General features: G+C 42.9%; 23 protein-coding genes. 14 read left to right on the top strand and 9 right to left on the bottom strand.

Annotated elements, in window-relative coordinates; all coding sequences use genetic code 11:
• Nucleotides 1-2: 2 nt before the first annotated feature.
• Nucleotides 3-986, bottom strand: coding sequence for a GGDEF domain-containing protein (locus tag AAEU28_RS15425; RefSeq protein ID WP_421965011.1), 984 nt, complete (start codon nt 984-986; stop codon nt 3-5).
• Nucleotides 987-1,305: 319 nt separating this feature from the next.
• On the opposite strand from AAEU28_RS15425, the gene AAEU28_RS15420 reads away from it, so the two are divergent.
• Complete coding sequence (locus tag AAEU28_RS15420; RefSeq protein WP_421964929.1) at nt 1,306-3,075, top strand: DUF885 domain-containing protein; 1,770 nt, start codon at nt 1,306-1,308, stop codon at nt 3,073-3,075.
• 409 nt (nt 3,076-3,484) lie between these two features.
• Nucleotides 3,485-5,434 (top strand): alpha/beta hydrolase family protein, encoded by a 1,950-nt coding sequence (locus AAEU28_RS15415; RefSeq protein ID WP_421964928.1) that lies wholly within the window; start codon nt 3,485-3,487, stop codon nt 5,432-5,434.
• A 69-nt stretch (nt 5,435-5,503) separates the two neighbouring features.
• Here AAEU28_RS15415 and speE read toward each other — a convergent pair whose 3' ends face one another.
• Entirely contained in the window at nt 5,504-6,364 is an 861-nt protein-coding gene (gene speE / locus AAEU28_RS15410) for a polyamine aminopropyltransferase (protein ID WP_421964927.1), read from the bottom strand.
• Between the two features lie 312 nt (nt 6,365-6,676).
• Here speE and speA point away from each other — a divergent pair, with 312 nt between their 5' ends.
• From speA to AAEU28_RS15385, 5 genes are all read left to right on the top strand, one after another.
• Complete coding sequence (speA, locus tag AAEU28_RS15405) at nt 6,677-8,557, top strand: biosynthetic arginine decarboxylase (RefSeq protein WP_421964926.1); 1,881 nt, start codon at nt 6,677-6,679, stop codon at nt 8,555-8,557.
• 111 nt (nt 8,558-8,668) lie between these two features.
• On the top strand, nt 8,669-9,535 hold the full coding sequence (locus AAEU28_RS15400) for an acyltransferase (protein ID WP_421964925.1): 867 nt from the start codon (nt 8,669-8,671) through the stop codon (nt 9,533-9,535).
• 30 nt (nt 9,536-9,565) lie between these two features.
• Nucleotides 9,566-10,465: an acyltransferase gene (locus tag AAEU28_RS15395; RefSeq protein WP_421965010.1), complete on the top strand. Its 900-nt coding sequence runs from the start codon at nt 9,566-9,568 to the stop codon at nt 10,463-10,465.
• Complete coding sequence (locus AAEU28_RS15390) at nt 10,462-11,637, top strand: mechanosensitive ion channel family protein (RefSeq protein ID WP_421964924.1); 1,176 nt, start codon at nt 10,462-10,464, stop codon at nt 11,635-11,637. The genes AAEU28_RS15395 and AAEU28_RS15390 overlap by 4 nt, the downstream gene beginning before the upstream one ends.
• 268 nt (nt 11,638-11,905) lie before the next feature.
• The gene (locus AAEU28_RS15385; RefSeq protein ID WP_421964923.1) at nt 11,906-12,688 is read left to right on the top strand and encodes a substrate-binding periplasmic protein; all 783 of its coding nucleotides are present in this window, start codon (nt 11,906-11,908) and stop codon (nt 12,686-12,688) included.
• A 3-nt stretch (nt 12,689-12,691) separates the two neighbouring features.
• On the opposite strand, the gene AAEU28_RS15380 is transcribed toward AAEU28_RS15385, so the two are convergent.
• From AAEU28_RS15380 to AAEU28_RS15355, 6 genes are all read right to left on the bottom strand, one after another.
• Nucleotides 12,692-13,057: a nuclear transport factor 2 family protein gene (locus AAEU28_RS15380; RefSeq protein WP_421964922.1), complete on the bottom strand. Its 366-nt coding sequence runs from the start codon at nt 13,055-13,057 to the stop codon at nt 12,692-12,694.
• A gap of 30 nt (nt 13,058-13,087) precedes the next feature.
• Nucleotides 13,088-13,246: a hypothetical protein gene (locus tag AAEU28_RS15375; protein WP_421964921.1), complete on the bottom strand. Its 159-nt coding sequence runs from the start codon at nt 13,244-13,246 to the stop codon at nt 13,088-13,090.
• A gap of 33 nt (nt 13,247-13,279) precedes the next feature.
• Entirely contained in the window at nt 13,280-13,600 is a 321-nt protein-coding gene (locus tag AAEU28_RS15370) for a helix-turn-helix domain-containing protein (RefSeq protein ID WP_138567578.1), read from the bottom strand.
• Between the two features lie 9 nt (nt 13,601-13,609).
• Entirely contained in the window at nt 13,610-14,041 is a 432-nt protein-coding gene (locus AAEU28_RS15365; protein ID WP_421964920.1) for a hypothetical protein, read from the bottom strand.
• A gap of 227 nt (nt 14,042-14,268) precedes the next feature.
• Complete coding sequence (locus AAEU28_RS15360) at nt 14,269-14,613, bottom strand: rhodanese-like domain-containing protein (protein ID WP_421964919.1); 345 nt, start codon at nt 14,611-14,613, stop codon at nt 14,269-14,271.
• A gap of 4 nt (nt 14,614-14,617) precedes the next feature.
• Nucleotides 14,618-14,806 carry a YgaP family membrane protein gene (locus tag AAEU28_RS15355; RefSeq protein ID WP_058031316.1) on the bottom strand — a complete coding sequence of 63 codons (189 nt, stop codon included), beginning with the start codon at nt 14,804-14,806 and terminating at the stop codon, nt 14,618-14,620.
• A gap of 134 nt (nt 14,807-14,940) precedes the next feature.
• Between AAEU28_RS15355 and AAEU28_RS15350 the strand changes: the two genes are divergently transcribed.
• The 3 genes from AAEU28_RS15350 to AAEU28_RS15340 are packed head-to-tail and all read left to right on the top strand — an operon-like array spanning nt 14,941 to nt 19,575.
• Nucleotides 14,941-15,243, top strand: a complete 303-nt coding sequence (locus AAEU28_RS15350; RefSeq protein WP_421964918.1) for an ArsR/SmtB family transcription factor — start codon at nt 14,941-14,943, stop codon at nt 15,241-15,243.
• Nucleotides 15,243-18,533, top strand: coding sequence for an efflux RND transporter permease subunit (locus tag AAEU28_RS15345; protein ID WP_421964917.1), 3,291 nt, complete (start codon nt 15,243-15,245; stop codon nt 18,531-18,533). The genes AAEU28_RS15350 and AAEU28_RS15345 overlap by 1 nt, the downstream gene beginning before the upstream one ends.
• Nucleotides 18,517-19,575 carry an efflux RND transporter periplasmic adaptor subunit gene (locus AAEU28_RS15340; RefSeq protein WP_421964916.1) on the top strand — a complete coding sequence of 353 codons (1,059 nt, stop codon included), beginning with the start codon at nt 18,517-18,519 and terminating at the stop codon, nt 19,573-19,575. The genes AAEU28_RS15345 and AAEU28_RS15340 overlap by 17 nt, the downstream gene beginning before the upstream one ends.
• Nucleotides 19,576-19,643: 68 nt before the next feature.
• On the opposite strand, the gene AAEU28_RS15335 is transcribed toward AAEU28_RS15340, so the two are convergent.
• On the bottom strand, nt 19,644-20,321 hold the full coding sequence (locus tag AAEU28_RS15335) for a nitroreductase family protein (protein ID WP_421964915.1): 678 nt from the start codon (nt 20,319-20,321) through the stop codon (nt 19,644-19,646).
• A 142-nt stretch (nt 20,322-20,463) separates the two neighbouring features.
• Between AAEU28_RS15335 and AAEU28_RS15330 the strand changes: the two genes are divergently transcribed.
• The 4 genes from AAEU28_RS15330 to AAEU28_RS15315 all read left to right on the top strand — a co-directional run bounded on the left by AAEU28_RS15330 (nt 20,464) and on the right by AAEU28_RS15315 (nt 26,988).
• Nucleotides 20,464-21,345 carry an ABC transporter ATP-binding protein gene (locus AAEU28_RS15330; protein WP_138477738.1) on the top strand — a complete coding sequence of 294 codons (882 nt, stop codon included), beginning with the start codon at nt 20,464-20,466 and terminating at the stop codon, nt 21,343-21,345.
• 11 nt (nt 21,346-21,356) lie between these two features.
• A complete protein-coding gene (locus AAEU28_RS15325) occupies nt 21,357-24,932 on the top strand; it encodes an ABC transporter permease/M1 family aminopeptidase (RefSeq protein ID WP_421964914.1) in 3,576 nt (1,191 codons plus the stop codon).
• A gap of 180 nt (nt 24,933-25,112) precedes the next feature.
• Nucleotides 25,113-25,775 (top strand): fumarylacetoacetate hydrolase family protein, encoded by a 663-nt coding sequence (locus AAEU28_RS15320; protein WP_421964913.1) that lies wholly within the window; start codon nt 25,113-25,115, stop codon nt 25,773-25,775.
• Between the two features lie 151 nt (nt 25,776-25,926).
• A complete protein-coding gene (locus AAEU28_RS15315) occupies nt 25,927-26,988 on the top strand; it encodes a hypothetical protein (RefSeq protein ID WP_421964912.1) in 1,062 nt (353 codons plus the stop codon).
• The last annotated feature ends 10 nt before the right edge of the window (nt 26,989-26,998 follow it).

Below are 26,998 nucleotides of genomic sequence, written 5' to 3'. Positions count from 1 at the left end.
TGTTACAGGGCAATAAAGGCGGATTGTTGAAGAGAATGTGCCTTATGTGCTGCATGGGTTGCCTTACGCGCTAGGGCATTGAAGTTCTCTTCGTCGTTGCGTTTGGCAATGCCGAAAGATAAGTCTACTTTTGGTAGGTTTTTGTCACTTTTTGAGCTGACAAATTTAAGTTTTTCTACACCGACGCGGATCTTTTCTGCGATGATATTCGCGGTTTCCGGTTCAATGTCCGACATCAATACGACGAACTCATCTTTTGCAGTGCGACCTGGTAAACCACTTTCAAACACATACTTTTGGATCTTTTTCGCCACACGGTTTAACACGACTTCACTAACTAGGTCACCAAAGTCTTCAGAAAACTCATGCAGGTTATTGATCTGAATGGAGATAGCACACAGAGGTTTATCTTGTGTGATCCACAGTTGCGCTTGTTGATTTAAGTAATGACGTTTATACAAACCCGTTTGCACATCTATCAGTTGTTCTTTACGAAGTTTAGTAAGTTGCTGTCTAGCCTCACGATGCATTAAGCGGGTTTTCTGAAGTGTTTCTTTGAACTTTTTATGCTGCTGAAGAATAACATCAGTATGCTTGGCCAACTGACTCAATGCATGTTTGGTCTTTGCGATATTATGTTCATCTAAACTGTTGACGCAAACGCTTACCTGCTCTGCAAAATTGGTAATACTACGCTGAGATTGTTGTGCTGAATTAGCAAGACTAGTTACTACACCATCGACGTTTTTCAGCATTGTTGCTTCCATGTCATGGTTACGGTTCAGATGTTCAAAGTACAACTGCTCGATAAAGATGCTATCAATGTTGTGACCTTGCCTGATGGCATAGTCTAAGGTTTGATTGAGTTCGTTATGAGACTTGCTAATGTATGTGTAAGCGACTTGGTAATTGAGCGGAGTTGGAGGTAAATGATGCTGCTCTAAGAACACGCAGACCTTAGTCATTTTCTCTTGAGCTATTACCATTGGATCATGAAACATGATGTTACTACCGCATACTAAATCAAACAAAATATTAGCAACCTCCCTATGAAACTCTGTGATCCATCACAACTGTCCCAGACTACTTTTTTTCTGGTTTTTTGCAAAGGAAAAAATGCGTCAAAGCAGCAAATATAAAGATAAGAGGGATTTTTTGATTGAAATGCGAGCAAAAAGTATGAGTTTCCAACTTGGGAGCAAAGTGAGGACCGAGTTTGCTGTTTGTTTAAGCTGGTCGCAATTTATTGCATCAGTACTTTCAGAGTCGATAAGGTAGTAATAAATCAGTTACAGGATAAAAAAAGTGAAAAATGTTCGACCAACTCGCTTGTTAAGTGCCTGTGTCCTTTCGGTCACTTTAGCGCTATCGGGCTGCCAACTTACTAGTCAGTCTTTAGACACTCAGTTCACGCAACTAACTCAGCAAATAGAAACTTATCGCGGCGAAATTAGCCCTTATTCTCGCAAAGATTTAAATGCGGAGTATTTATTGCCAAACTTATCAGCGGCGGCGTTGGCAGAGCAGAATAGACAACGAATCAACTTTTTAGCGCAGTTAGATCGCATTGATGTGTCGCGATTAAGTAGTGAAAACCAAATCAATCACACCATTATTCGTGCTCAGGTGCAGAATAAGGTCGACGAGTATCAATTTAACGCACATTACATGCCGTTGACGTCAGAATATGGCTTTCATTCAAGTCTCTCATTTATGGTTCGGGGCCATGATTTCAGTAAGAAGGCTGGCTTTGAGTTATATCTAAAACGTCTCTCACAAGTCCCTCGATTTTTTCAGCAGAACATAGCTTGGATGAGAGAAGGGATGAAAGTCGGCTTAACTCAGCCACAGGCCGTGCTTGTTGGCTATGAAGAGTCGATTTCTGCTTATATTCCAGAAAATATTGAAGAGTCTGAGTTTTTTGCACCATTTAAAGCAAATACTGCGAAATTAAATGATGCTGAATGGCAGGCTTTACAGGTTCAAGCGAAAAAAGTGTTGTCAGAGTCGGTTATTCCTGCGTACCAGAACTACTTCAAATTCTTCACAACAGAATATCGTCCAGCAGCGCGTAAAGAGATTGGCATTAGTAGTACACCGAATGGCAAAGCCTTTTATGCGAATCGCGCTCAGCATTACACCACTACTGATATGACCCCTGAAGCGATCCATGAGCTAGGTTTGCAAGAGGTCGTCAGAATCCGTGCGGACATGGAGCAAATCATCAAGCAAGTGGGCTTTGAAGGTAGCTTTGCTGAGTTTGTGCACTTCTTACGTACCGATCCGCAATTTTACGCCACAACGCCAGAGCAGCTGTTAAAAGAAGCGTCTTTTATCGCTAAAAAAATGGATGCACAATTGCCTAAGTTGTTCCACACATTACCACGACGTCCATATGGTGTTGCGCCGGTACCTGCAAGCATTGCCCCTAAATACACAACGGGCCGCTATTCAGGTGCACGCAGTGATGACGAGGCTGGCTTTTATTGGGTAAATACTTATGCACTTGATAAGCGCCCACTCTATGTTTTAGAAGCGTTAACACTGCATGAAGCAGTACCAGGCCATCACTTACAAATCGCTTTAAACGCAGAGCTAGATTATTTACCAAGTTACCGCCGTAATGCCTATATCTCAGCATTTGGTGAAGGTTGGGGCTTATATTCTGAATATTTAGGTCTAGAAGCGGGCTTTTACCAAGACCCATACAGCAACTTTGGTCGTTTAACTTACGAAATGTGGCGCGCAGCGCGCTTAGTGGTTGATACTGGTATGCATATGTTTGGTTGGAGCCGAGATAGAGCAATGAAGTTTATGCAAGATAATACGGCTTTATCGTTACATAACGTAAAAACCGAGACTGATCGCTACATATCATGGCCAGGACAGGCATTGTCGTACAAAATTGGTGAGTTGACGATTAAGCGTCTGCGCAAAGAAGCTGAAACACGTTTAGGTGATAAGTTTGATATTCGTGAATTCCATCACCAGATTTTACGCCACGGTTCAGTACCTCTGTTTGTGTTAGAAGAGCAAGTAAATCAATATATAAACGATACATTGGCACAATCTTAATTATCCATCTGCAAATGAAGGCCCTATATTTCTACTAGGGCCTTTTTAATGGTGCTTTGTCCTTGCTAAGCACAGGTACTCACACCAATTACTAACCATTCCATCAGTTAGCTATTTAGTATCTGCTAACACCATTAAATTGGAGCTTTGATTTTCCAAAATCATATCTGTATACCAACCCTTTTAATTAAGCGTCTATTTTGGGTGAAGAAAACTTGTCTTTAACGAGGCGAGAATCTTGCTATTTAGTAGTTCTAAATAAGACATTTTCAATGAAGTTTGTTGATAGTTATGAATAAGTAGGGTGATTAACTTCGAAAAAATGAAATTAATAATGACAAATTTGTTTACAATTTGAAGACAAAAACTTTAATGGTAAACTGATATTTTTAAAAGGAATGAATATCAAATGAAAAAAGTAATTTATGGGGCATTGATATTATTATTGTTATTTGGGCAGACAGTCGCTGCAAAGCAAATACCAATAGAAGCATTTAGTGCTGGCTCAAAGTACTCCCAAGTTAAACTCTCTCCTACTGGGGAATACTTAAGCTTTACTTCTGAAGTAGAAGGCCGAGATAGCCTTGTTGTTTTAGAGTTGGCAACAAATAAAATCATTAACGTTGTTAGGTTTAGTGGCAACTCTGAAGTCGGCTACTATGAATGGGTTAATGATGAGCGCTTAGCACTCCAGAAGTTATACCTAAAAGGTTGGACTGACCACCCACAATATTACGGCGAGATTTTTGGGATCGACGCAGATGGATCTGGTGGTAAATATTTAGTTGGTTACCAAGGGCAGATGCAAACAGGCTCTCGTTTGAAGAAAGCGACGCCCTTATATGGCACTTCATATATTTTGGATCCATTAGTCAATGACGAAAAATATATGCTGGTTTACACCATTCCATGGGGGGCGAGTAAGGAGCCGACCACTGTCGTATACCGAGTCAACGTAAAAACGGGTGTGCGAAAAAGAGTGACACGCTCTCCTTCAAGAATGGCAGCTTTTTTAACTGACAATCAAGGACATGTGAGAGTGTCGTTGTCGACAGATGATTACATAAATCAAACCATCCACATTAGAGATAACAATAAAGATGATTGGAGAGAGTTTAAGCTCAATGCAAATCTTACAGACATTAGTCTGCATGCATTTGATGGTAGTGGTAAAAAGATCTATATCACAGCGTCTGAGTCGGGAGAAGCAGAAGGGGTTTTTGAATTAAACCTAGGGTCTGGCAAGGTAAAAAAATTACTTCAAGACCAAGTGGTTTCACCTAAAAAGTTATGGGTTGATAATGTCAATCATGAGCTTTTTGCTGTAGAGCTAGAGCCTGGTTACCCAACTTATGCCTTTGTTGATAACACGGCTAAAATGACTCAACGTTTAAAAGACTTAATACAGTCTTTGCCTGGTGATCAAATTCACTTGGTGAGTACAACAGTTGATGCAACTAAGTCTATTGTTCTTGCTCGCAGTGATATTAATCCGGGTACTTACTACTTGTATCATGCTGATAAAAATCAGTTACAGTTTTTATTTAACACAAAGGAAGGCATTGACCATCGTTTGATGGCTGAAACTAAGCCTGTTTCATTTAAAGCGAGAGACGGCCTTGAAATTCATGGTTATCTTACTTTGCCTTTCAATAAAGAAGCTAAAAACCTACCACTTGTGGTAATGCCACACGGTGGTCCACATGGTCCGAGAGATTGGTGGGGCTTTGACTCAGATGCACAATTGCTTGCTAATCGTGGTATTGCAGTCTTAAAAGTGAACTTTAGAGGCTCTGGCGGGTATGGTCGTGCGTTTGAACATGCAGGCCACCAAAAATGGGGCTCTGCAATTCAGCATGACATCATAGATGCGACTAAGTATGTGATTGAACAAGGCTACGCAGACCCTAAGAACATGTGCATTATGGGCGCCAGCTTTGGTGGTTACTCAGCACTGCAAAGCTCAATTATTGAGCCAGACATGTTTAAGTGCGCGATTGGTGTTGTAGGTGTTTATGATCTGCCATTGATGTTTGAAGAAGGTGACGTGGCAGCACGTAGTACTGGTCAAAGGTACTTAACACAAGTATTGGGTACCGATGAAGCAAAGCTTAAAGCTTATTCGCCTTCATATAATATCGACAAACTAAAAGCGCCGGTACTTATTGTACATGGTGGTGATGACGAGCGAGCACCGATTGAACAGGCTGAATCTTTGGTTGATGCTTTGAAAAAAGCGAAGCACCCTTATGAATACATGTTGTTAGAAAATGAAGGACATGGTTTTTATAAGCCGGAGCATAGAGCCGATTACTACAAGCGTGTATTAGCGTTTCTGGATGAGCACTTAGTGCTTTAATTTCGAACTAAAATACAAATAAAAAAGCCCGATGCAAATCGGGCTTTTTTATTGATTCAATAAGAGCTATTACTTATCAAACGCTCGCTTCATAAAGTTAGGCGTTGCCAATGCGCCATGATGAATACCAACGTTGTAATATTCAGTATCGAAAGTTGCAGTTTCTACATCTTGCTCACGGAAACCATCGAACTGTTCACCTTTACGAGCCATCGTTGCCGACCATAAACCGCTTGGATAGATTGGCTGTGGGAAAGGCAGAGTTTGTAAATCAGCAAAGCCGACGTCTTTCATTGCATCGCGCATTTCTAAAAGTAGCGGCATATGCATCAGTGGAGATTCACTTTGCTGGATCATGATGCCGCCTGGGCGCAGTGCATTTAGACAGCTTGTATAGAAAGCGTGGTTAAACAAGCCTTCACCAGGGCCCACTGGATCTGTGCCATCAACAATGATCACATCAATTGATTCTGGTGCCGCTTCACGCATGTACTTGATGCCATCATCAAACATCACAGTTGCACGAGGGTCGTTGTTTGACTCACATAATTCTGGGAAGTATTTCAGTGACATTTGTGTCACTACTTCGTCTATGTCGATTTGCGTTACCGTTTCAACACCTGGGTGTTTTAACACTTCACGCAACGTACCACAGTCACCACCACCAATGATTACTACGTTTTTAGGTGCAGGGTGAGAGAATAGCGCAGGGTGGCTCATCATCTCGTGATAAAAGAAGTTTTCACGAGTACTTACCATAGTACAACCATCGATGATCATCAGGTTGCCAAAATCAGTTGTTTCAAACATCTCAACTTTTTGGAAAGGAGACTGAATTTCATCAAGCTTTTTATTGATGCGTAAAGAGAACGCACTGCCATCACGATCACTGATCTCGGTAAACCAACGGTTTGCTTCTAAATTCGACATAAGAATTAAATCACACTGTAAATTGTTAACGGCGCATTTTGCCAGCGCCTGAGTTTATGCTCAATCTTTATTTAATGATGTTGGGGCAGTTTTTTATACTTCAATCTTCCCCAGTGTTGTCCATTTTTAATTTGTGCTGTCTTACTCTAGATCTGCAACTAAAAGCATATTATTTCAATACGTGGTAGCGTTAAAAATAGATTGCTAATTTATAGCTTAGCTGCAACTGAGCAAAATGAGTAAAAATACAGTCGCAAATGCGCAAACTGCATATTAAAATGCATGTTTTGCTAGTTTGTTTAAGAGGTCGAGATGACTTGGGGTTTAGATACCGCGCGAGCAACATATAACGTAGCCCATTGGAGCGATGGCTACTTTGATATCAACGAGCAAGGTGAGCTGGTTGCATTTCCTGATAAATGCCAAAGCAAGGCACCGATCTCTTTTACAAAGTTAACTGAAGAATTTAAAGCACAAGGTTTAACTTTACCTGTGCTTGTTCGTTTCACGGACATTCTGCAAGACAGAGTCGATACCATGACCAATGCGTTTGCAAAAGCGTGCGAACATAAAGGGTATCAGGGTGACTACACGTGCGTTTATCCAATTAAAGTCAATCAGCAGCGCTCGGTCGTAAGTAAGCTGCTTGCTCATCCAAGCGGTAAAGTGGGCTTAGAGGCGGGTTCTAAGCCTGAGCTGATGGCCATTTTAGGCTTGGCAAAACAACCGATTAAAATTGTATGTAACGGCTATAAAGACAGTGAGTTTTTGCGTTTGGCATGTATTGGTCAAGCGCTGGGTCATCACGTAAATATCGTGGTTGAAAAGCTTTCTGAACTAACAACGTTACTGAAAGAAATCGATGACTTAGGCATTGAGCCAGCGATTGGTATTCGCATTCGCCTCAACTCAGTTGGTAAAGGTAAGTGGCAAAATACCGGTGGTGAGAAAGGCAAGTTTGGTCTTACCGCAGGTCAGGTACTTGAAGCGGTAGAGATGCTCAAAACCGCGGGCAAGCTGCATTTAATGCAGTTGGTGCATTTTCATATCGGTTCGCAAATCGCCAATATCCGTGACATTCAACGTGCACTGATTGAATGTGCGCGCCACTTTGCTGAGCTTTCTAAAATAGGTGTCCCACTTTGCACCGTTGATGTAGGCGGTGGTTTAGGTGTTGACTATGAAGGCTCGGGTTCACGCAGTGCTTGCTCGATGAACTACACGGTTGATGAATATGCGAAAAACGTGGTGTCTGCGTTTGCGGATGTATGTGAGCAGCATGGTTTAACACAGCCTGCAATTATCACAGAATCGGGCCGTGCACTGACAGCGCATCACGCGGTGTTGATCACTGATGTGATTGACGTTGAAAAAGCCCCTAATCAGGTTGAAGTAAGTCAACCTGAACCCGACGCGCATGCTATTCTGCAAGAGCTATATGGCGTCTATCAGCAAGTGTCGCCGCGTATGGCACTTGAAAGCTACCACGATGCGATGCATCTATTTAGCGAAGCGCATGGTCAATATGTGCATGGCTTAGTAAGCATGCTGCAGTGGGCGCAAATTGAGCAGCTCTACTTTACGATTTTGCATAAAGTGCGCAGCGCGCTAGACAGTAAATCGCGCGCACATCGCGAAGTGCTAGACGACTTAAATGAAAAGCTAGCAGATAAGCTATTTGTTAACTTCTCTTTATTCCAATCGCTGCCAGATGTGTGGGGTATTCAGCAGTTGTTCCCTGTGATGCCAATTGAGAACTTACATACACCATTGACTCAACGCGCAATCATTCAAGATATTACCTGTGATTCAGACGGTCAGATCAGAGAATATGTTGAAGGAACTGGCATTGAAGCGAGTTTACCTATTCCGCAATACAATACTGGCGACCAATATCATATTGCGATGTTTATGGTCGGTGCGTATCAAGAGATCTTAGGTGACTTGCATAACTTATTTGGTGACACCGACTCAGTACATGTTGAAATGACAGAAGACGGTTATCAGTTAACCAATGCCATTAAGGGTGATAGCGTCACTGATGTATTGAAGTTTGTGCATTATGAGCCGAGTTCACTTGCAGAGAACTTCCAGCAATTAGTGTCTGAGTTAACCATTCCTGAGTCGCAAAAACAGCAGTATTTAGCTGAACTACAAGCGGGTCTAGAAGGCTACACTTACTTCGAAGACTAGTGCGAGTTTAGCCTCCACTTTTGTGTTTGCGTAAAAAACGGTATTATTCACACGCTATATGGCGATATAAGGTGTATCGCCATACTCGTGTTGTGGTAAAGGAAGTCATTCATGTCGTTTTTTCGCAGTATCTTTAGTTTATTATTCTATTGTTTGAACACCTTGTTTTGGTGCGTCCCAATTTTTGTTTTTGGGGTGATCAAGCTGATCCCAATAAAACCACTACAGACCTTTTTTGGCGCGTTAGCCAAAGGCTGCGCCAGCCATTGGGTTGCCTGTAATAGCTTGATCCAAAACCTTTTCACGCCGTACAAAATAGAGTTAACAGGGCTTGATACTTTAAAGCGTAAAGACTGGTATTTGGTGATTGCAAATCATCAAAGTTGGGTGGATATTCTAGTCCTGCAACGCGTACTCCATAACCGAATTCCATTCTTAAATTTCTTTTTAAAGAAAGAGCTATTGTATGTGCCATTTTTGGGCATCGCTTGGTGGGCGCTGGATTTTCCGTTTATGACGCGCAGCAGTAAAAGCCAGCTAAAGAAAAACCCCAAGCTTAAAGGCAAAGATATAGAGACCACGCGCAAAGCCTGTGAAAAGTTTAAAACCATGCCAGTGAGCATAGTGAACTTTGTTGAAGGTACGCGTTTTACACCTGATAAACACACTCGTCAGAAAAGTCCGTTTAAGAATTTACTTAAGCCTAAAGCAGGTGGTATCGCCTTTGTAATGCAAGCTATGGGCGAACAAATCAATCAAATCGTGAATGTCACCATTCATTATCCAGATGGCATACCGACTTTTATGGATTTTGCCTCAGGCAAAGTAAAGCGTGTGCAAGTCCATGTTGAAACACAAGGCGTAGATGACAAACTGATTGGCGACTACAGTGGTGACAATCAGTTTAGAGTGCAGTTTCAAGCGGAGCTTAATACGCTTTGGGAACAAAAAGACGCTCAATTAGAAAAGCTGAAATAGGCTTTGGAGATGCGTGTGCTAATAAATGTAATGCAATTAATTAGAGGGGCAGTCGCGACAGCGGTTTTAGTGCTTAATACCGCATTGTGGGGCACGCTGATCTTTTTACTTGGGTTGGTAAAGTTAGTTGTGCCCTTGGCGTTGGTTTCGCATGCGCTGCATGGTTTTTATAAATGTTGGTGTCGCGGCAATTACTTTGCGCTTAAACTCAGCGGCGTGCAGTTTTCGACTGATATTGCACCTCAAGTGAATGCGCAGGGCTGGTACTTGTTGGTAGCAAACCACATTAGTTGGTTAGACATTATTGTGTTGACTGCGATTGATGCCTTGCCAGCACCTAAATTTTTCTTAAAAGATGAATTAAAATATGTGCCGCTGATTGGTTCAGGTGCTTGGGCCTTAGGCATGCCATTTATGAAGCGAGCAAGCAAAGCGCAAATTGCGAAAAACCCCAAGCTAAAGGGCATGGACGTGGCGCGCACACAAAAAAGCTGTAAGAACTTTAAACATCATCCTACAACAGTGATTAATTTTGCTGAAGGAACGCGTTTTACCACTAAAAAGCATAGCAGACAGAGCTCACCGTTTAAGAATCTCTTGAAGCCAAAAGCGGGCGGTACGGCCTTTGCACTGCAAGTATTGGCTGAGCAGTTAGATGGCTTGATCAGCACCACTCTGGTTTACCATTCTGACAGCCAGAAAATTTTTCAAAGCTTTATGTTAGGCAAATTATCAGCCATTGATGTTAAGCTAGATTTTGTGCCATTAGCGCAGGTGCCGCAGGGTGATTATCAGCAAGATAAAGCCTACCGCGTCACTTTTCAGCAGTATCTAAACGCACAATGGCAGAAAAAAGACACGCAGATAGATATATTGTCAGCTCAGCAAACCAGTAATAGCGCGACAGAGAAGGAAGCTTCGCAACTATGACAGACATACATTTGACGCAATTAATAGAGCCTTGGTTTGATAGCTCAATGGCGTCACAGTGGTTGACCCATACCGTGGCAAACCTGATTGGTTTATGTGCACTTTGCTTGTTGTATTTAGTGACTCGCCGATTGGTTTTACCTAGCCTGCAGAATTTGATTACGCGCTTTTCTCCTAGTCGTATTGGGCAGTTGAGTCCACAACTTAGTAAACTATCAGGGCGACTTTCGGCACTCATTTGCTGCGTGTTGTTTTTAGGCTTTTTTGAGCGGGTATTTGTTGCACCAGAGTGGCTATTTGCCATTGGTAAAGTGGTTGGGCAAATTCTGTTAGTGATTATTTCGGGTTTGTTGTTTAGCGCCTTTATTAATTTGGGTCATGGTATTTATCAGCAACTGAAATTTGCCAAAGAAGTGCCGATCCAAGGCCTAGTGCAGGTTGCGAAATTAATTACCTTTATTGTCTGTGCCATTTTATCAATCAGCCTGTTAATTGATAAATCACCCACTTATATTTTATCGGGTTTTGGTGCCATTGCGGCGGTCACGCTATTGGTGTTTAAAGACACTATCTTAGGCTTAGTGGCGAGCATTCAAATTGCAGCCAATCGTCTGGTGAGCATTGGTGATTGGATCCAAGTAGATGCCTTTGGTGCTGACGGCGAAGTGCTTGATTTAGGATTAAATACGGTACGTGTGCGTAACTGGGATAACACCATAACGACTATCCCTACTTATCAACTTATCTCTGACTCATTTAAAAACTGGCGCGCTATGCAGCAATCGTCAGGCAGACGGATCAAGCGCCCAATCTATATTGATATGCATAGCTTGCAAACTTGGTCAGAAGAACAGATTACCAGCAAAGCGAACGAATTAGGGTTTGAGATAGATTCAGCCCAACCTCTGAGTAATGTGTCTGTCTTCCGTAAGTATGCTGAGCATTATTTAAGGTCTCACCCTAAAATCAGTAAAGAGTGTGTGCTTATGGTACGCTCTTTAGCGCCCAGTGAAAAAGGTCTGGGGTTAGAGGTCTATTGCTTTAGTAGCAACACGCAGTGGGTGCCTTATGAGCAGTTGCAAGCTGAGGTTATCGAGTACTTGGTTGCTAAGTTAGCTGATTTTGAGCTAAGACCTTTCCAAGCAGTCACGGGCCAGTTAAAACTTGACTAACTTAAAGCCTTGCTAATACTTATAATTGTTTGAAAGCGAGTGTGTTCTCAAAAAATGATTAAATTGACCGCTTATTTAAATAGTCGGTTGATATAATTTTTTAGCATATTGAGTCGTAAAAAAATTGTCATAAAGTGCATAATTTAAACTGCGCATATGATACAGTGCGCCTGTTGCGCTATGCGAAATCGTATAGTTTTTTTGTGGCATTTGATATGGAGTTAGAAATCACGCAAAGCAATAGGGAGGTGAATAGAGGTAATTTGATTTGACGAAATATACAGCTATCACATTTTTTTTCTTGTTGTTTGCCCGAGTAGCTTGGGCTGATCACACCATACATGTGGCTATTGACCACGCGCCTCCTTTTAGTGAAATAGATAGTCAAGGTGAAAGCCAAGGCTTGATCATCGATATTGTCTCAGAATTACTGAAAGACGCTCATCCACACTATAAAATTAAACCCGTTCCATGCCCGTTTTCTCGTTGTGTACGTATGCTTGCCCAAGGGCAGGTTGATGTCATGGGCGGCCTGATTAAAACCAATCGCCGTGAACAAACCATGGCATTTGTGCAACCACCTTACATGGTCTTGTCTTCTTCTTTTGTTTTTTATGCCAATAAAAACAGCGATATCGAAGTAAACAACTTTGACGAGTTACATGGCAAACGTATCGCGGTAATGCGTGGAGGTGCTTATTACAAAGAGTTTGATGAAGATAAAACACTTAATCGAGTGCAAGTGAATTCTGAGCATGTGGCGTTTGATTTACTACTGAAAGGGCGGGTTGATTTAGTGTTGTCGGTTGAAGAAACCGCAGAAGTGGCGATGAGAACATTGAACCAGCCATTTGAGCAATTAAAGAAAGTGAATTATCGCCATACCAACAACATCTATGGTCATATGGCGTTTAGCCAGCGCTTTGCAAAAACCAAGCTGGCGATAAAGCTGCAAAGAAAAATGATAAAGCTGGCTAAATCAGGACAACTCAATAAATTGGTTGCCCCATACCAGTTACCGGCTATTCCATCAGCTTTAATCACAGAGTAACCGTCAGCGACCCATAAAAGTCACGCGTTTAATAAGTCCGTCAATCACCTCATAAGCGGCTATCACGGTTACGCTATTATCTATTATATTCGCATCTTCACTGGCTGATTCAGCCAGTTCGTGGTCCACCAAAATATTGCCCTCTACCATGCGTTTTAGTGAACTGGCATTAAGATATTTCAAAGAGGCGAACTTCTGACCATATCGTTCAATCAGCTTATCTTTACCTTGATATTGTAGACCTCCAGGGAAAGCATGAATTTCAACATCATCATGATATGTCGCAGCAAAAGCGTCTATGTCACGGTTGTTATAGGCGTCGAGTTGTTTATCAACGATGGCAATGGTAGTCAGTTCAATGTCAGTCATACATTCCTCGGTATTTTTAGACGTTATTGTTTATTCGCGGCTCTGTTTATGGCCAAGAAGCGCGTATATTAGCGCGATACTCAAAATAATGATGTCAGCATAAAAAGGCGGTGTTTGTGTCGACAGAGTTGTGCCAATGACGATAAGAAACAAGCTACTTTTATAATATTTATTCATTGATTTTTTCATTGTCTTTTCCTTGAAATATAAAACTTTAGCTATTTATCCGATTAATAAATACAGAATACCTGCACCAACAAGTCCACCAAATAGTGCTGCAGCACCTAACATCATTAAATGTAGTTTCATATTCACCGTAGTTTGGTTGCTATTGGTTTCTTCAATATCATCGAGATTGATCAGGTATGACTGCTTTACTTCAAAAACAGCACACAAGCTCATCATGGTTTCTCGGCTGGCAACCCCTTCCTTTTCTACCCGTTGAATGGTGCGAAGACTGAGGCCACACGCATCTGCCAATGATTGCTGAGTCCAATTTTTGTCATCTCTTAGCTGTTTTATGGTTTTGTGATTTAGTTGCATGGCAGTCTCCTAAAGTGTACTGCCGAACCAGCGACCAATGAAGTAACCAACAGTAGCGAAACCAGCGCCAAAAATAAGGCCATAACAAAAGAAGGCGGCAAATGCCTTCATCATAAGTTTTGGGTTTTGTGCAAATGGTTTTAAGGCTTTTCTACCAACTTTCTTTTTGCCCTTTAATATCAAGCATTCTGTTTCAGAGGTGAGCATGTTGATAACGTCAAAGACAACAGTCCAGTCAGCGCCTTCATACTCAAAAGTATGCTTACTTTTAAAGCCTAAGTTGCGCTTCTCTGAAACCAGTTCATCGTTAATATAGACATATTCTTTGCCATTTAAGAGATTGGCTTTACAGGCGATTTGGTTATCCCCATCTTGAAAATACAGTTCAAAAGACTGCTTCTTAGGTAGTGCTTTTTCTTCGTTGTTGATGCTAGAAGTCATGGTGCATATTCCCTTAGTTGTTTTGGTTAAGTTGGGATAAGCATATTCGGTACGCCAGTATAAAGCGCCGACAGCAATATGTCAGTGCCTTTTTTGTCATAAGACAGAGCGTGTCATATAGTCTAACCTATTAATTTATAAGCTAATAAAAATCAGATTAAAGAGTGGTATGACAGTGAGGTGGCAGAGTGAAAGAGCGCTTTGCACAGAGAGCAAAGCGCAAAAGGTTAGAAAATATTGCAAATATCGTCAGCTTTACAGGTGATCACCGTCACATTTTGATAGCCAATACGAGTCAACTGCTCTGCGGCAAATACCGCACGGCCGCCTGCAGCGCAGTGAACGTATATGGGCTTGGCGGCATCTTTCACGATTTCAGGTAATTTAAATTCTAGTAAACCCCGTGGCACATTGATTGCGCCGGTCGCTGCTTTTTGCGTGTGCTCTTGAGGCTCGCGTACATCAACCAGTACACCTTCATTATCTAGAATTTCTTGCTTTGCTTGCTCTGCGCTAATGCAGCGCTGATTAGGACGAACTGTTTTTAATACATCTTGAACAGGAGTCAACATTGAACTATTCCTTAATACCGAGTCGTTTTAAAAAAGTGATCATCGGACACCAAAGCGTGAAAGATGATTGAATTAAATTTATAGCAATAAATACCGTAAACCACACAAAGTTTTCGTGTACGAAGTAGGTTAACAGTAAAGAAATTAACACCATAGTGCCGGCAATTAAGCGCAGTATTGGATGCATTGTCATAGCTCACCTCTAAATTAAGAATAGAAGACATAGTCATAATTAGTTTATTAGAAAACCCTAAATTAGCAAGCTCTAATATTAGACTTTTCTAATGTATAGTTTATACTTGTTGAAAATCGACCGTGGGGACATGTATGCAAATTGAAGATATGGCGCATAACGCCGAGCAAGCAGAGCAGTTATTAAAAATGATGGCGAATAAAAATCGCCTGATGATCTTATGCAGCTTGTTGCAAGGTGAAATGAGCGTGACGCAATTAAATGAGTCGATACCGTTGACTCAATCGGCACTTTCCCAGCATCTTGCAGCGTTAAGAAAGGCTGAATGTGTTGCCACCCGTCGAGATGCGCAAACGATTTACTATCGTCTTACCGATCCTAAGGTTGAGGCGATTTTACAGCAGCTTTATCAACTCTTTTGCCAACCGGGTGAATAATGATGGGATTAGAAAAAGCCATTTCGGCAAGTTTACAGGGTCGTATCCCCATAGTGATCTTGTTCTTATCGCTGGTAATGGGGGCAATGGCCTTACAGTTTACGCCGCGTGAAGAAGAGCCACAAATTGTGGTGCCTATGCTCGACATTCATGTGCAGGCGCCAAACATAGGTGCCCCTGAAGTAGTGCGTTTAGTCACTGAGCCACTCGAAAAGTTATTGCGACAAATCCCCGGTGTTGAGCACGTTTACTCTACGACACAAACCGGCCAAGCGGTTGTGACACTGCGCTTTCATGTCGGTGAAGACAGAGAAAACGCCATTCTCAATACCTACAGCAAGCTTTATGCACATCAAGAGCAAATGGCGCCGGTGATCAGCAATTGGCAGATCAAACCCATAGAAGTCGATGATGTGCCAATTTTAATGCTGGGCTTGTACTCACAAGACCCCCGTTTATATGGCGACTATGAACTCACGCGCTTTGCTCAAGAGCTATCCAATCACCTGCAACAAATTCCTAATACCAGTGCCATTGAAGTGCTCGCAGGTCGTACCCGCCAAGTTCAAGTCGATTTAGACATTAGTGCGCTATCTGCACATCAAACCACGCCTTTAGATGTATTACACGCACTGCAAGTGTCGAATCAATTACAGCAAGTCGGTCATCTGGTGACGGGCAAACAACAAATTCAACTTCAAGCGGGTGATGTGCTTCGCGATGTAATACAAGTGGCGAGCCTGCCAGTGAATGTCGTAAACGGTCAGCAAGTATTGTTAAAAGATGTTGCAACAGTCACCGATGGCCCTAGCGAGCCAAATCAATATCAGTGGTTGGCCATTGATGATACTCAGCAAGATTTGCCTCTTGTCACCATCAGCGTTGCCAAGCAAAAAGGCAGTAATGCCGTGGCGGTAGCCGAGCAAACGCTGGCGAAAATGGTGCAGCTTAAAGCCGATTTATTGCCTGCTGAAGTCGATTTCAAAGTACTGCGAAACTATGGCGAAACGGCCAATGAGAAAGTAAATAATCTCACTGCGAGTTTGGCCTTTGCGGTCTTTACTGTGGTGGTCTTTGTTGGGGTCTTTCTAGGCTGGCGCCCAGCGATTGTGGTTGGCCTCGCTGTGCCTATTTGTTATGGCATTACACTGGCGCTAGATTTTGCCTTTGGTTATACCATTAACCGTGTCACCTTATTCGCACTGATCTTGTCTTTAGGTTTATTGGTTGATGATCCAATCACGGGTGTTGATAACATCAGCCGCTTTTTAAAACATGGTAAGAAATCAGACTCGTCAAGCAAGCGCATTCTTGATGCGATGAGCGAAATTAAAGTAGCGTTGTTGATGTCGACGTTAACCATCGCGGTGGCGTTTGTGCCAATGGCATTTATCACCGGCATGATGGGCCCTTACATGGTGCCGATGGCGTTTAATGTGCCAGTGAGTGTGGTGGTTTCAACCGTTGTGGCCTTCTTTGTCACGCCTTGGCTTGCCAAAAAGCTGCTTAAAGGCCATGAAATCGAAGAGCCAGAAATCGGTGAGGGCAAGAGTCTTTATAGCAAGTTAGTGATGCCGCTATTAGACTCGAATAAGAAAGCAAAGTGGTTGCTGTGGTCGGTATTGGTGCTGTTTATGCTGAGCGCTAGTTTACCAGTCTTCAGAGCCGTGCCGCTTAAGTTGCTGCCGTTTGATAACAAGAATGAAGTGCAAATATTGGTTGAGCTACCAGAGGGTAGCTCGCTGGAGCAAACCAGCTTAGTGGCACGACAAGTACAACAAGCTGCGTGGCAGCTTAACGAAATCACCGCGGTTGCCGCTTATGTCGGTCAACCTTCGAGTATGGACTTTAATGGTATGGTGCGCGGTTATTACCGCCGTCATGCTCCGCATCTTGCTGACTTGCGTGTATTACTGAACGATAAAACCGAACGGGACCACCAATCTCATGGGGTGGTATTGCGTTTACGTCAGGCGCTGGCTGCCTTCAACCAAAATGGTATCAAGGTCAAAGTGGTCGAAGTGCCACCGGGTCCACCAGTGTTAAACACCTTAGTGGCCGAAGTCACCGCCGACCCATTTGTTGAAACGCACGTGCATCATGAGGCGGCAAATGCGCTGGCTAAACGTTTAGCAAAAGAGCCCCATGTGGTTGAAGTCGACACTTCTATTGCTGAGCTCGCCCCTTTGGCGCGTTTTGTGACAAACAAAGAAAAAGCGGCGTTATCAGGCATTAGCACTCAAGATATTAGTCAAACCTTACAGATAGCCAGCCAAGGTATGCCTGCGGGTGTGCTATATACCCCGCATGAAGCCATGCCAGTGCCGGTGCAACTGCAAGTACCGTATGAAGTGCGCAATCAATGGCAGTCTTTGGCGGCCGTGCAGTTAACGGGTCAACAGGCATTAAGTAAAGTCGCCAATGATTATGGCCTAGATAGTGCTGCACGACCTTTGGTTGCACTGTCTGAGCTCGGCAAGTGGCAACAGCATCATGTTGAACAACCGATCATGCGCAAAGACCTTCAAACCGTGGTGTATGTCATGGCGGAGTTAAATGGTCGAACGCCTGCTGAAGTCATCGCCGATGTGGTTGCAGATGAAAATCGCACTGAGGAAAACTACCAAGCTTGGCAAACACGCACTTTCTTAAACTCAGGCGGCACACAAGGTTGGCAAATGCCAGCAGGCACCAGCTATAGCTTTGGCGGAGAAGGTGAGTGGCGCATTACTGTCGATGTGTTTAGAGATATGGGCATTGCCTTTGCTTTTGCCCTCACGGCGATATTTATCATATTACGTATGCAAACGGGTTCGAACCGCTTGGCGCTGATAATTATGTCGGCCATTCCATTGACCATGATTGGCATTATGCCGGGTTTTTGGGCATTGAATCAGTTTGGCGAACGCGTGATTGCGGGCGCACCTGAGCCTATTTTATTCACCGCCACGGCTATGATAGGCATGATAGCACTGGCAGGCATCGTAATACGTAATTCACTTATTTTGGTTGAGTTTATCAATCAGGCTCGAGCTGAAGGCATGGCATTAAAAGCAGCTTTGGTGCGCGCAGGTGAGGTGCGTATGCGCCCAGTGCTACTCACCGCAGGCACGACTTTATTGGGTAATGCGGTGATCATCCTTGACCCCGTATTTAGTGGGCTGGCTTTGGCCATTATGTTTGGCATTATCGCTTCAACAATTTTCTCGTTGTTAGTGGTGCCAGTGGTGTATTTCTTAGTTTTCAAATCAACCGAGCAACAGGGGCAGCAAGATGCAACAAGTAACTAAAATTGCAGGGATCAGTGCGGCGATGGGCGTGTTAGCGATTGCCATTGCGGCCATGGCTGGGGTGTTTAACGAAAAAATGCCCGCGGGCACAAAAGCCCTTGCTGAAGAATATAATGGTCAAACTCATACCGTGAGTTTACACGCAGTCAAAAGCGCTGAAGTCGTCAGCGGCAGCGTCGATGCCAAGTTTAATACGCGCGTGTCGAGTCGTGTGCTGGCGCAGTTAAAAACCTTACATGTACGTGCGGGCGATACTGTATCGGCGGGGCAGTTAATCGCAACCCTTGAAGATGCTGACTTAAAAACACAAGTTCAGCAAGTTAAGGCTCAGCAAAGCGCCAATGACGCCCAGCTTGCACAAGCTAAAAAGCAATTAGAACGTGTGGTTGCACTAAAAGCCCAAGGGCTTGTGGCACAAAATCAGGTTGATGAATGGCAAACCAAAGTGAATGAACTAGAAGCGCAGTCTGCGGCTTTGGTTCAGCAGCTTGAAGGCACGCAAGTTGCTTTGGGATACACCAAAATTCATGCGCCAATCGATGGCAAAGTGGTAGAGCGCTTACAAGAGCCTGGTACTATGCTGAGTCCTGGCATGGCGATAGTGTCTTTGTATAACCCGACTAAGTTACAAGTTCATACGCCGGTGCGTGAACAACAAGCTGCTTTTTTAAGAGTTGGCGACAAATTAAAAGTGTTTGTGCCTGCCGTTGGCTTAACCGAGTATGCGCAAATTAGCGAAATTGTCCCAGTTGCTGATAAGCAAGCGCGCCGTTTTGCCATCAAACTTGATATCGGTTTTGCCAAAGAAGTCAAACCGGGCATGTATGCACAAGTCTTTCTACCGGGTGAAGAGCAAGTCACCATTGTGATCCCGCGTAAACTGGTGAAACGCTATGGGCAATTGACCATGGTTGAAGTGGTTGAGCAAGGGCAATTGCAAAAGCGTTATGTTCGGTTAGGTGAAGCAGTCAATAACAATGAAGTACAAGTGCTGGCTGGGCTAGAAGCGGGCGAGAAAATCGCATTGAAGCCTGCGATTTAATCGACTAAACGTTCGTAAATAGCAAAGGCCACATACTTTAATGGGGCCTTTTTCTTAGCGCGCGTTTTTTATAAAAACGTCGCAATCTCTTCCATTGGTTTCTTCACTAAAGCGTGCTCTGGCACAGTCGCATCTTCACTCGGGTAACCCGCAATCAACAACATATAAGGGCGCTCATTATCGCGGTCACGGCCACAAATATCGGTTAAGAAGCTCATCGGTTTTGGCGTGTGAGTCAGTGTTGCTAAGCCCGCATTATGTAATGCTTGAATTAAGAACCCGGTCGCTAAACCCACAGACTCATGCACATAGTAGTTGGTGTTCTTATCTTCAGAGTGAATACCACCTTTCTTTTGACTGAATACGGCAATTAACCAAGGTGCGTGCTCAAGGTACGGTTTTTGTGCATCTGTGCCTAATGGTTTTAGGGCATCTAGCCATTCTTCACCTGCACGACCTTCATAAAAAGAGCGCTCTAGATCTTCCGCTGCTTGGCGAATTTGCTTTTTGACATCGGCTGAGTGGATCGCAACAAAATGCCAAGGCTGGTGATTGGCACCACTTGGCGCTGTGCCTGCGGTTTTAATACAGGCTTCGATGATTTCTTTTGGCACAGGACGGTTGCTAAAACTGCGAATTGAGTGGCGACGCTTACAGTTGTCTAAAAAGCTTTCAGCGCGGCTCAGCATCTCGTCTTGTGGGTATTCAATAAAGTCACTTAGCGGTCGGTTTGCATGGTCTTGCATGTTCATCCCCTTGATATTCTTAATTGTCGCTAGTGTTTCAGTGTTTACAAATTATTGCAATTGTTAGCAGGGTATTAATTGTACCTGTAATGTAAAGCTGCTATAACAGCGTTGCTTATTTGTTCAATAAAAGGGAATGTAAATGCTTAAAATAACTGGGCTTTCAAAAACATATGACAATGGCGTTCACGCGTTACGCGGGGTGAATTTAGATATTCCAAAAGGTATGTATGGATTACTGGGGCCAAATGGCGCAGGTAAGTCTTCACTTATGCGTACAATTGCAACATTACAATCCGCTGATTCGGGGAGTATTGAGTTTGATGGGATTAACGTACTCGAACAGCCAAAAGCGCTTCGTGAGCGTTTAGGGTATTTACCACAAGACTTCGGTGTTTATCCACGCGTCAGTGCCTATGACTTACTTGATCATATGGCAGTGCTAAAAGGCTTAAATAATAAAGCAGAACGTAAAGAAGCGGTTGAAGGCTTACTGGCCCAAACCAATTTATATGACCACCGTAAAAATGCTGTAAGTGGCTTCTCTGGTGGTATGCGTCAGCGTTTTGGTATTGCGCAAGCACTACTTGGCGATCCTGACTTACTGATTGTCGACGAACCAACAGCGGGTCTTGACCCAGAAGAGCGTAACCGATTCCACAATTTATTAGTGGGCTTAGGTGAAAGTAAGGTCATTATCTTATCGACGCACATAGTAGAAGATGTGTCTGAGCTTTGTCCGAATATGGCAGTATTGGCAAGTGGTCAAATTTTACTTGAAGGTAACCCGATTGATTTAACCGAGCAGCTACAAGGTAAGATCTGGCGTAAGTCTGTAAGCCTAGCTGAAGCAAAAGAGTTAGAAGCAGTCTTACCGGTTATTTCTAAACGCTTATTTGCGGGTAATACTTTGCTGAATGTATTTGCTGATGAAGCGCCAGAAGGCTTCAATGCAGTACCTGCAGATCTAGAAGATGTGTATTTCTCGACATTGCATCAACACCGTAATAGCCAAGCTGCATAAGGAGTCGGTTAATGCTATTTAAAATGATGCAATCTGAGCTGCGATTCTTTATTCGTCAGCCCTCGTTTTATGTCACTTCACTTATCTTATTTTTACTGACCTTTTTGGCGTCAGTGTCTGACACCGTACAAATAGGTGGTGCAGGTAATGTGAACGTGAACTCGCCATTTGCCATTATGCAGGTGGTTGGCACTATGTCGGTATTCGGCATTTTCTTAGTGGTTAACTTTGTAGGTAGTGCAGCAATTCGTGACGAAATAAGCAAATTCAGCGAGCTTGCGCTTAGTAAACCTTTAGACATAGTACAGTACCGATTAGGGCGCTTTTTGGGTGCTTACATTGTTACTATGATCGTTTTTTCTATGTGCCTTTTCGGTATTTGGATAGGATCTGGTTTTGGCGGCTTAATGCAGTGGCTTGACCCTGAGATGATTGGCCCAAATAAGCTATCTTATTATCTAACGCCGTATCTCTATCTTGCTGTGCCTACTTTATTCTTCATTTCTAGTTTATTTGTCGTGGTTGCGAAAAAATTCAGAAGTATGCCTGCCATGTACTTAGTTGCGGTGGCCCTTCTGATTGGTTATTTAATCTCTCGTAATCTGTTTTCTGATATCGAATACCGCACACTTTCTACATACATAGATATGTTTGCGTTGTCGGCAGCGAATGCACAAACCGAGTACTGGACGATTGCTGATCGCAATGTCTCAATACTCACTTTAACCGGTGATTTACTCTATAACCGTATCCTTTGGTGTGTGTTGGCGGTTGCTGGCTTACTGACCTTGGTACTAGATAAAACACATTATCTTCCGCAAAAGCAAAAAACCAAAAGCAAGGCGAAAGGCGATGTGAAAAACGGTCAAGCGCAAGCGCTGTTAAATCGTATTGATTTTAAAGCCAATGCCAGCAGTGCTTGGGCACACTTTTCAATGCGTACTCGCTTCGAAGTGAAGCAGGTTATTTTTAGCTATTCATTCTTAGTCTTGGTTATTTTAAGTCTTGGTATGTTAATTCCTGGCCTCGTCAGTTCAATTGGCGGATATGGCACAGATGTGTGGCCTGTTACTTTTAGAATGGTCGAGCTGATCCAGGGTAGTTTTTCAATCTTGATGATCATTGTCTTGGTCTATTACTGCGCCGAATTAGTTTGGCATGACCGCGAAGCGAGAATGAGTGAAATTGTTGACTCTTATCCGGTTGCGAACTGGGTGTTCTGGGGTTCTAAATACTGCGCCTTAGTACTTGTCATTACTTTGTTATGCGTATTTGGTTCGTTGATCACCATGAGTTATCAGCTTATTTCAGGCATAGAACATATTGAAATTTCACAGTACGCGATACGCCTTGGTTATTTATTTGCATTTGGGCTGTTCATTTTGGGAACTGTGGCGTTCTTATTACAAGTCGTTAGCCCGAGTAAATATATGGGTATGGGTCTATTTGTGCTTTACTTCATAGCTTCCCAAGTTATTTCGAGTTATGGCTTCGAGCATAATTTATGGCACATCGGTGGTACGCCAAGCACGCCATATTCAGATATCAACGGCTATGGTCACTTCTTAAGTGCAGCACATTGGTATAACGTGTATTGGTTTGGTTTTGCGATGATCTTGGCAGCGTTTAGCTATGCACTATGGCCGCGTGGCGCAGGGCAAACTTTCAAGGCGCGTTTAAGTCAGGTGAATTATCAGCTAGGTCTTGCTGGTAAAGCTGTGATTGTTGCGGGTGCAGCCCTATTTGTAGGCAGTGGTAGTTATATCTACTATAACACTCAAGTCGTTAATCAGTTTATCACGCAAGACGATAGAGAAGATCTTTCTGAGCAGTACGAACGTGAGTTTGTGCAATTCAGAGATGCGCCAGTACCTATCCCACTTGATGTGAAACTTGATGCAGAGATTTTCCCTAAAACACGCCGTATTGAAGCAACGGTTGTTTTAGAGGTCGAAAACAAGAGTAAAGAAGTCATAGAGCGCTTCTTGGTGAACAAGCCTGCACATACGCTTGAGTGGTCGGTTGAAATGCCGGGTGCAAAACTCGGCGAATTAAACACTGATTATTCGCATGCTTGGATGAATTTATCTGAACCTATGTTGCCGGGTGAGCGTCGTACTTTAACTATGTCGGTGGCGCGTCAAACTCTAGGGTTTGTTGACCGAGGTAGTGATACCCGATTGGTACATAACGGTACTTTTATTGATAATACCGATCTATTCCCAACTTTTGGTTATAGTGAGGGTAAGCAGATCTTTGATAAAAACGAGCGCCGTAAACGTGGTCTTGAGCCGCTAAAGCTTGGTAACAAAATCGAAGAGACGCAGTATCATAATCAACCTCTCTTTGCTGATAACTTTATTACCTTTGCAGCTCGCGTTACGACCGATGAGTCGCAAGTGGCTATGGTGCCGGGTTACCTGCAGTCGAAAGAAACCAAAGATGGCCGTACAACTTATGTATACGAGATGGATGCGCCTATGCTGCACTTCTACACCATGCTGTCTATGGAGTTAGAAGTGAAACGTGAAGAGTATAAAGGTATTGCGCTTGAGGTTTACTATCACAAAGATCATGCGTGGAATGTGGATACTATGCTTGAATCAACAAAAGATTCAATTGATTACTTCTCAAGAGAGTTTGGCCCTTATCAGCATAAGCAAATGCGTATTATCGAGTTCCCGCGTTACCGTTCGTTTGCGCAGAGTTTTGCCAATACTGTACCTTACTCAGAAGAGATGGGTTTCTTAACCGATACCCGTAATCCTGAGAATATTAATTTACCTTACTATGTTACAGCTCATGAACTGGCACACCAATGGTGGGCGCATCAGGTGATTGGGGCAAACGTAGAGGGCTCGAATATTCTGTCTGAAATGCTGTCTCAGTATGCGGCCATTATGGTGATGAAAGAGAAGTACGGTGAGCACAACCTACGTAAGTTTTTGAAGTATGAGCTTGATATATATCTGCGTGGTCGTACAACAGAAGCCCATGAAGAGCGAACGCTTGCTAGAACAGTGGGGCAGCAGCATATTCATTACAATAAAGGATCAGTCGTAATGTTGGCATTGTATGACCTACTGGGTGAAGCGCGTCTGAATAAAGCATTGCGTAACTTCATTGATGACTATCGCTTCAGAAGTGATGTTTTCCCGACTACGCTTGATTTCATTACATACTTGAAGTCTGATGCAACGGCGCAAGAGCAAGCCTTCATCGAAGACCAATTTAACTCAATTACATTATACGAGTTAAGGTTGGCTGACGTTGAAATTGAAGAGGCTAAGTCTGAAGGTGAACTTCATACTATTACGCTTACCGTAAAAGCGGCGAAAAAGCATGCGGATGGGGAAGGTAACGAAGAAGATGTACCACTTGAGCAAATGGTAGACATTGCCCTGTTCAAAGCCGATCCTGATGACATCAATGAAGGCGAGAATGTGATGTATCTGCAAAAACACAGTATTACGACGGGTGATAACGTGATCAAACTGAAAGTAAAAGACTTACCTAAGTTTGCGGGTATTGACCCATTTGTAAAACTGATCGACAAAGAAGCAGCCGATAATATTAAGTCGCTGTAATTTGTATGAGCTATATTCATTGATAGCTTAGCTCAATCATTAAAGGCCTCTGTTGTAGAGGCCTTTTGTTTTTCAAAATATAAATTTGGTGAATACTTAAGGTTTAATAAATAAAGCTTATAAATAACTCTGTTATGTTAATCTTTGCGCGAAAATAACAGGTATCAAATAGGAGCATGTATGTATCAACATCAATGGCACACAGGCGAGTCAATAAACCTACCGACGGGCAAGATAGTTTGTATTGGGCGCAACTATGCCGCGCATGCACAAGAGTTGAATAACCCTATTCCGAGCCGGCCAATTCTGTTCATTAAACCCAGTACATGTTTACAGTCTTTCAAAGAGATTACGCTCGCTAAACGTTTAGGTGAACATCACTACGAAGCCGAATTAGCCCTGTTAATTGGCGAAACGATTTCATACGGCGATCAAAATGTGCTAACAAAAATTGCCGGAGTTGGGCTTGCTCTCGACTTAACCTTACGTGATGTGCAGAGTGAGCTTAAAAGCAAAGGTCATCCTTGGGAGCGCGCCAAAGCTTATGATGGCAGCTGCCCTGTTACACCATTTTACCCACTAAAATCACCAACTGAACTTGAGAGTGCTGAATATAAGTATTGGCAGAATGGTGATTTAAAGCAGCATGGCAAAACTGAACTCATGCTATTTAACATCGAACGTTTACTCACAGAGATCAGCGAAAGTTTTACCCTGATGCCGGGCGACATTGTGTTAACAGGGACACCAGAAGGAGTAGGGGTATTGAATCATGGTGATGAGCTGCAATTGCAGTATCAGGAGCAGGTGCCTTTAAATGCTAAGGTTGTTCTGAAACCTTGAGTATATGCAAAGACTGATTTCAGAGAGATAGAGTATCTTTAAAGTGTTTAAGTCGCATTAGTTATTTTGTTTTTAAATTGGTAACATGGCTGGTGTTTTTTCACTAAAATCAGTAACAAGCTAATAGTTAAAAAATATATAAGGAATATATATGAAACTTCAAATCTTTGCGGGTTTGTCATTGTTAGTTTTTTGTTTCATGGCGATGGGTCAAGATAACGATACAAAATTAATAATGTGTAAAGACTGTTCATACTCAGAATCTAAGAAATTAGCTAAAAAATACGCGCCTTCATCTCAGTGTTTCAAGAGTAATCCAAGTGGCTCTATGACATCTGGAACTCAGACATGTCACTCATCACCTAGGAAGGTGATTATTGCTGATGCGAAAGGTAATAATCATCATGCTTTTACAGTTCGCCACTATAACCAGGGCACGGCATGGCTTGAATTAGCCATTGAAAGAGCTCGACTCAACACCACAGATTATGAGGCAATTCGTCGAGTTAACATAACCGCAAACAATTTAGAAAAGCTGGCGTCTGAACTTGAGAATGAATTAAAAGGAGTGCCCTTAACCGGCAGAGACTTCGTTATTCACTCTTCTCAACCTCAAGGCTTTAGGTCTGATAGTCAAAATGCAGGTAGCTGCCCTGCATATATTTCTGATGCATTCGATGCAGTTTATGATGGTAAAGCAACAACTCGTTTCTCTGAAGCGGTTAATAAAAAAATCAACCGAGAGAGCAAAGCTCCAAGTAAAGCATTCATGGTAAAAAGCATGAATGGTGATGGCTTTTCAGTTGAAGTGTCAGGGGTTAGTTACTCCGGCTCTTGGAAAGATGTTGTCCGTGTTTTTAATACTGAAATTGATTGGGAGCGAAGAAACCCAGATGTTCCTGCCTCAGACATACCTGATTATAAAGTGGTGTATGGCTTAACTTGGAATGATAGATGGGGGGTAATCGAGGTTGACGTTAATCCGCTTTTAACGGTTCTTGGTGGAGTGTCATTAAGTGGTTATGGTAAAGCAGGCAGATTACAAGGCTTAGATCCCTGTGTAGAAAGAGAGTTTGATAAGTACCTAAGAAATGAAGTAACACACTCTAATAATACTTCGTCTGGTGGTGATGCTTGGGATAACCAACAATGTGAAAAGCATTACTACTGGAAAGATGGCACATTGGCCTTTACGGTTCTTGTACCCTGCTAATCAAATAATT

The sequence above is a fragment of the Pseudoalteromonas sp. SS15 genome, assembly GCF_049257195.1.
Lineage (GTDB): Bacteria > Pseudomonadota > Gammaproteobacteria > Enterobacterales > Alteromonadaceae > Pseudoalteromonas.
This window is presented reverse-complemented; position numbering and strand designations above follow the sequence as displayed.